At 70.3% G+C, this 6,379-nt stretch carries 4 protein-coding genes and 1 pseudogene; 3 read left to right on the forward strand and 2 right to left on the reverse strand.

Going from position 1 to position 6,379, the window contains the following annotated elements; genetic code table 11:
- Positions 1 to 130: 130 nt before the first annotated feature.
- The gene (locus tag AOK09_RS18510) at positions 131 to 1,762 is read left to right on the forward strand and encodes a CehA/McbA family metallohydrolase (protein ID WP_055588317.1); all 1,632 of its coding nucleotides are present in this window, start codon (positions 131 to 133) and stop codon (positions 1,760 to 1,762) included.
- Between the two features lie 131 nt (positions 1,763 to 1,893).
- Here the strand turns inward: AOK09_RS18510 and AOK09_RS41125 are convergent, their stop codons facing one another.
- Positions 1,894 to 2,118 carry a hypothetical protein gene (locus AOK09_RS41125; protein ID WP_175609316.1) on the reverse strand — a complete coding sequence of 75 codons (225 nt, stop codon included), beginning with the start codon at positions 2,116 to 2,118 and terminating at the stop codon, positions 1,894 to 1,896.
- Between the two features lie 32 nt (positions 2,119 to 2,150).
- The gene (locus tag AOK09_RS18520) at positions 2,151 to 2,987 is read right to left on the reverse strand and encodes a hypothetical protein (protein ID WP_055588319.1); all 837 of its coding nucleotides are present in this window, start codon (positions 2,985 to 2,987) and stop codon (positions 2,151 to 2,153) included.
- A gap of 610 nt (positions 2,988 to 3,597) precedes the next feature.
- Between AOK09_RS18520 and AOK09_RS18525 the strand changes: the two genes are divergently transcribed.
- Complete coding sequence (locus tag AOK09_RS18525) at positions 3,598 to 5,778, forward strand: glutaminase family protein (RefSeq protein ID WP_245687356.1); 2,181 nt, start codon at positions 3,598 to 3,600, stop codon at positions 5,776 to 5,778.
- A gap of 92 nt (positions 5,779 to 5,870) precedes the next feature.
- Positions 5,871 to 6,379, forward strand: a pseudogene (locus AOK09_RS18530) (MGH1-like glycoside hydrolase domain-containing protein); the annotation flags it as partial.

A 6,379-nucleotide genomic window follows, 5' to 3' on the forward strand; every position in this document is an offset into this window, starting at 1 on the left:
CCGGATCGGTCCTCCGCACTTTGCGGACAGGCCATCCGGGGATCACCGGCTGTTCGTGGAGCGGAGTGAAGGTCTAGAGGCTTCCGGTGCATCAGTGACGCACCAATCGCCGACTTTACGGAGAACGACCATGTGCCTGGACGGACACTGCGAGCACAATGCAGACGTCTTGCCATCCGATGACGCGGGTGTCGATGACTCACGTGCGGGACTGGGTCGCCGTCGGCTGCTGACCGCCGGGGTGGCCGGCGCGGCCGCGCTCACCCTCGCCCCGGTCTCCTTCGCGCAGGCAGCCGACGGGTCGTCCGTCGCCGCCCCCCCGAGCAGCGGCGACGTGACCCGCGTCATCACCGGGCACCTGGAGACCGGGGTCGCAGACTTCGTCTACGTCCCTGTGGAGATCCCCCGCGGTGTCCAGAAGATCGCCGTCTCGTACTCCTATGACAAGCCGGCCGTCCCCTCGGGCACCCCGGGCAACTCGTGCGACATCGGTGTGTTCGACGAGCGGGGGATCGCCCTCGGCGGTCGCGGTTTCCGGGGCTGGTCCGGTGGATTCCGTACCTCTTTCGAGATCAGCAACAGCGAGGCCACCCCGGGCTACCTGCCCGGTCCGATCAACCCCGGGACGTGGAACATCGTCCTCGGCCCCTACCAGGTGGCGCCGCAGGGCATGAACTACCAGGTCCAGGTGACGCTCACCTACGGTGAGCCGGGACCCGACTATGTGAAGAACTTCCCGCCGCAGCGGGCCAAGGGCCGTGGCCGGGACTGGTACCGCGGCGACTGCCACCTGCACACCGTGCACTCCGACGGCAAGCGCCAGCCCGTCGAGGTCGCGACCGGCGCCCGCGCTGCGGGTCTGGACTTCATGGTCTCCACCGACCACAACACCCCTGCCTCGCACGCGGTGTGGGGTCAGTACGCAGGACCGGACCTGCTGATCATCACCGGCGAGGAGGTCACCACCCGCAACGGGCACTGGCTGGCCCTCGGCGTTCCTGCCGGTGAGTGGATCGACTGGCGCTACCGCTCCCGCGACGACGCGTTCGCTCGCTTCTCGCGCCAGGTGCGTCGCAGCGGCGGCCTGGTGGTGCCGGCCCACATGTACTGCGCCTACGTGGCCTGCCAGTGGAAGTTCGGCTTCGAGGACGCCGACGCCACCGAGGTGTGGACCGGCCCGTGGACCTACGACGACGAGCACGCGGTCAGCACCTGGGACCAGAAGCTGGGCGAGGCCGTCCGTACCGGCAAGCGCTGGCTCCCGGCCATGGGCAACAGCGACGCGCACAGCGAGCCGCAGGTCATCGGCCTGCCGCACAACGTCGTCTACGCGGACGACCTGGCCACCGACTCGATCATGGACGGCATCCGCGCGGGCCGTAACTGGATCGCCGAGTCCGCCGCCGTCAAGCTGACCTTCACCGCCAGCGGCAACGGCCGGCAGGCCGGCATCGGCGAGAAGCTGAGCGTGCCTGCCGACGCGCCGGTGGACATCCGCCTGGATGTTGAGGGTGTGCCGAACGGCACGGTCCGCTTCATCACCGACGAGGGGCAGATGCACCAGCAGTCGCTGAGCGCTGCGGGTACCGGCACCGTGACCTGGCGGACGACCGCCTCGCTCGCCGCGTACGTGCGTGCCGAGGTCCGCCACCCGATGGCGGACGGCACCCCGGGGCAGGGCAACACCATGGGTGACGCACTGCTGTTCGGCCCGATGGCCGCACTGACCAACCCGGTCTTCCTGGAGACCAAGGGTCACTGACGAAGGCTCGCGGTCGGGCGACAGAGGCTCTGCCTCTGTCGCCCGACCGCGAAGTCCATCAGCCCTTCACCTGCGACGGCGGAGCCGACCAGACCAGCTGCCCACCCGTCACAACAAAGACCGTTGCAGTACTAGGCCACGGGCTGGCCGTCACGCTGAACCTGCAGCGGGTAGCCGACAAGGCCGAGGCGCGGGCCGTCTGGGGCGGCCGGGTGGACTTCACCGATCTCGACGCCTTCGACGAGCTGGCGCTGATCGCCGAGACCATTCGGGATGGGATCGGCCATCACGCTTGAGCCGATCTTGCCGTAGGTGAAGGTCCACGGCAGCTGGCCCGGGTTGGTCTCGGTGGCCACCCGGCCTGTGCTGTCGTAGGCGTAGGTGGTCTTCAGCGCGGGGCTGATCCTGGGGCCCACTCCTCGCGCAGCTGGCCCGCGGTGTCGTAGGCGTACTGCGCGATGACGGTGGCCGTGGAGGCGCTGTCGCCGGGGGTGGTCGCCCACAGCTTGATCTGCTTGATCTGCTTGACCTGCCCGACGTAGTCGCCCGAGGCGCTGCTGGTCGCGGTCGTGGTGCTGGCGTAGACGTACTCCAGCATCCGGCAGCCGACGGTGGCCGGGGTGGTCTGGCAGGTGGAGACGGTGGCCGCGCTGGTCGGTGGGATGACGTACTGCGGCCGGGCCGGCGTGCTGCTGCCCGCTGTGACCTTCTGTGAGATCACGGTGGTGGTGAAGTTGGTGGTCGGCAGGTAGGTCGCCGACACCTCCCAGATGGTGGTGGCCGGGTCGACCTTGGTGAAGGTGGTGCCGTCGGCGTCCTTCAGGGTGAAGGACCCGGTGAGCGAGCCGGTCAGGGTCAGGTCGTCCGAGCCTGGCTCCGGCTTCCACCCTCCGCCGCTGGTGGCGGTGAAGCCGGTCGGGTTGCCGTCCACATCCACCAGCGCCACCGAGGTCGCCGAGGTCTCGCGCACGTAGGCCCAGTCGGAGTCGGAGATCTCCGCGGTGGTGCCTGCGGTCCACTGCGGACCGAAGATCGCCACCTGTCCCTCCTGTGCGGACCCGTTGGACGGGCGGCGGGAGGATGCGGTGCGCGAGACGGTCATGTGGAACGCGGAGGCGTCAGTGGCAGACCAGGTGGCATCGCCGGCGAGCGCGTTGACCGATGCCGGCCCGGCATTCACGGCCGGTGCGGTGCCCGCGTTGCGGTCCACGGTGATGGTGTTCACCGGAGAGCTGTCGGTAGCGGCTCATGCTTGCACCTTCCGTGAGGCGTGTCGTCGACTCCTGGACACGAAGTGCGAGGGGAGGGGCGGGGCGGCTGCTCGTCCCGTGCGCAGAGCGCGGCGAGCGCCGGAAACCTCCTTGTATAACGTTGGAAACATCGTCGCAGTGAGCATGAAAGCAGCAGCAGGCCACCGTGTCCACCCCCCGCGTCGCCGCCGGAATGGCCGGCCATAGCCGCTCGCCGCACCGCTGCCGCGGGCCGCGCCATCGGGCCCGGGTGGCCGGTTTTCGATCGCCAACGCAGCTCCGACCTGGGGTGATTCCGAACCGCCGGGGCCGATCGCTGCAGAGTGGGTCCGGTTGCGTCCCGACATTCGGCGCCGAAGGTCCGTCGCCCGAGGTCTGGACAGGGCAGCCGAGTCGTGCTGTCATTCTCGTCGACTTCGACTGTGCAACGTTATAAACCTGTGTCCGCAGCGCTCTGACGGCCCGCCACCCCACCCCTGGCGACCGGCGCGCGGACGCCTTCTCATGAGCCGCTTCCTTACTTCAGCCTCGGAGGAACCGATGCGCCAGCAGCGTGACGCCGCCGTCTCAGCTCCACAGGAGCCCATGTCCCCGGAAGGCGGACTCACCCGCCGCAGCCTGATGCGCTGGTCCGGCGTGGCGGGTATGACGGCGCTCGGCGCCTCGCTGCTGCCCGGCGTGGTACAGCCCGCCGCCGCCGCCGCGGCCCCGGAGGCGTCCATGTCCTCCGCCGGGCTGTCGGCGGTGCCCGCTGCCTTCGACCCGATCCGGCCGCCTGCGGTGCCGCTGGCGGTGCGCTCGCCCTACCTGAGCGCCTGGCTGCCGGCCGACAACTCCGCGGGCACCTGGCCGACCTTCTGGACCGGCCGCACCACGGCCATGACCGGCCTTGCCGTGATCGACGGCGTCCCCTATCTCTTCCTCGGGGCGCCCAACATGCCCGGCCATGTGCTCCGCGGCATGGTGCAGCGGTCGCTCGAGATCACCGCCACCCGGTCGCACTACCTGTTCGAGGCCGGCGGCGTGGAGCTGGACCTCACCTTCCTCTCCCCCGTCGAGCCGGGTGACCTGCGCCGCCAGTCGATGCCGCTCTCGTACCTCCGGGCACAGGTCCGCAGCACCGACGACGCGGCCCACGACGTCGCCCTCTACTTCGACATCTCCGGCGAGTGGGCCCACGCCAACTCCGGGACGCGGATCCACTGGTCCCGGGACCGGCTCACCGGCGCCGGGGGCACGTCGGTCACCTCGCTGTCCTTCGCCCCCGACGCCCCCCGCGTCCTGGGCGAGGACGGGGACATGGCCGCCTGGGGCGACATCGTCTGGAGCGCCACCGAGCGGGCCGGTCTCAGCTGGCAGATCGGCTCCGACACGGCGGTCCGGACCACGGCGCTGAAGGACGGCAAGCTGGCCGACACCTCGGACCCGAACCAGCCGCGCGCGATCAGCGACAACTGGCCGGTGTTCGCCTTCCACTTCGACTTCGGCAGCGTGCACGACTCCCCCGAGTCGGCACTCCTGTCCGTCGGCCATGTCCGGGAGCCCGCCATCAGCTACCTCGGCAGCCCGCTGCCGCCGCTGTGGCGGTCGTACTGGCCGTCGTGGCGGGAGATGGTCGCCTTCTTCCACGCCGATGCGGAGACCGCCGCGGAACGCACCACCGCACTCGACCGCAGAGTGCGGCGGGAGGCCGTCGCGGCGGGCGGCCCCAAGTACGCGGCGCTGTGCGCCCTCTCCCTCCGGCAGGCCTACGCCGGCACCGAGCTGGTCAGCCGGAACGGCGAACCCTGGGCGTTCCTGAAGGAGATCTCCAGCGACGGCAACGTCTCCACCGTCGATGTGACCTACCCGGCCATGCCGGTCTTCCTCTACACCGATCCGGCCTACCTCGGCCTGCTGCTCGCCCCCGTGCTGGACTACGCGGAGCAGGGCGGCTGGCCGAAGAGCTTCGCCGAGCACGACCTCGGCTCCAGCTACCCCAACGCCACCGGCCACAACGACGGCAACGAGGAGGACATGCCGATCGAGGAGTCGGCCAACATGCTCATCATGTCGGCCGCCTACCTGATGCGCACGCCCGCTGAGACCTCCCGGGCATTCGCCGTCCGGCACTACGCCGTCCTCAAACAGTGGGCCGACTACCTGGTCGACAACACCCTCGACCCCGGCTACCAGAACCAGACCGACGACTTCACCGGCTTCATCGGCCACAGCGTCAACCTGGCACTCAAGGGCATCCTGGCGATCGGCGCGATGAGCCGCCTCGCTACCGCGGCCGGCAAGCCGGGCGACGCCGCGCAGTACCGGGCCACCGCCGAGCAGTACATCGCCCAGTGGGCCGAGAAGGCCCAGGACGACTCGGGGGACCACCTCAAGCTGGCCTACGACCAGCCGGGCACCTGGAGCCTGAAGTACAACGGCTACCCCGACGCCCTGCTCGGCCTCGGCCTCGTCCCGGACGCAGTGACCGCGCGGGAGGCGCGGTGGTACGGCACCCAGGTGAACCAGTTCGGCGTGCCGATGGACATCCGGCACTCCTACACCAAGGGCGACTGGGAGATGTGGACCGCGGCCTGGCTGCGCGACCACGACATCAGCCGCTACCTCGTGGACGCGCTGTACGACTTCGCCCACACCTCGCCCTCCCGGGCCGCGTTCACCGACTGGTACGACACCGTGACCAACCGTCAGAACGGCTTCCAGGCACGCCCCGTCGTCGGTGGCGTGTATGCCCTGCTCACCCTGCACCAGCACAGCGGCGACTGATCCCGCCGGGGCGGGGTGACAGGTGTGCGCACCCGGCACCCCGCCCCGCTTCGCCCTGACCCGACCCGTCTCCCGAGAGGACGTCACCAGCCATGCCACAGAGACGAAGCGGCCCCGCAGCCGCGGGCCGGGCGAGGCTCCGGCTCTCCGCGCTGCTCACCGCCGCCAGCCTGACCGTCGTCGGTACCGCCGGGCTGGCCGGCGTCGGAGCCGCGGCCGCGGAGCCCGCCGCAAGCCGCCCGGCGGCCGGAGCGGAGCCGGCCGTCGGTCCCGGCACCCGGCTGCTGGACCACGCCTCCTACCTCGCAGGCTTCAACGACCCGCAGTGGTACGAGGCGAACATCCCGTTCATCGACCTCCCCGACCGCACCATCCAGGACGTCTACTACTACCGGTGGCGGGTCTGGAAGGAGCACCTGCGCTACACCAACCCCACCGACGGCTGGATCCTCACCGAGTTCCTGGACTGCTGTGGTTACGCCGCCCCGTACCAGGCCGTCAACGCCGCCGCCGGCCACCAGATCAGCGAGGGGCGCTGGTTGCGCGACCAGAGCTACCTCGACGACTACACCCGCTTCTGGCTCACCGGCCCCGGGGCCGG

It is taken from the genome of Peterkaempfera griseoplana, assembly GCF_001418575.1.
Taxonomy (GTDB): domain Bacteria; phylum Actinomycetota; class Actinomycetes; order Streptomycetales; family Streptomycetaceae; genus Peterkaempfera; species Peterkaempfera griseoplana.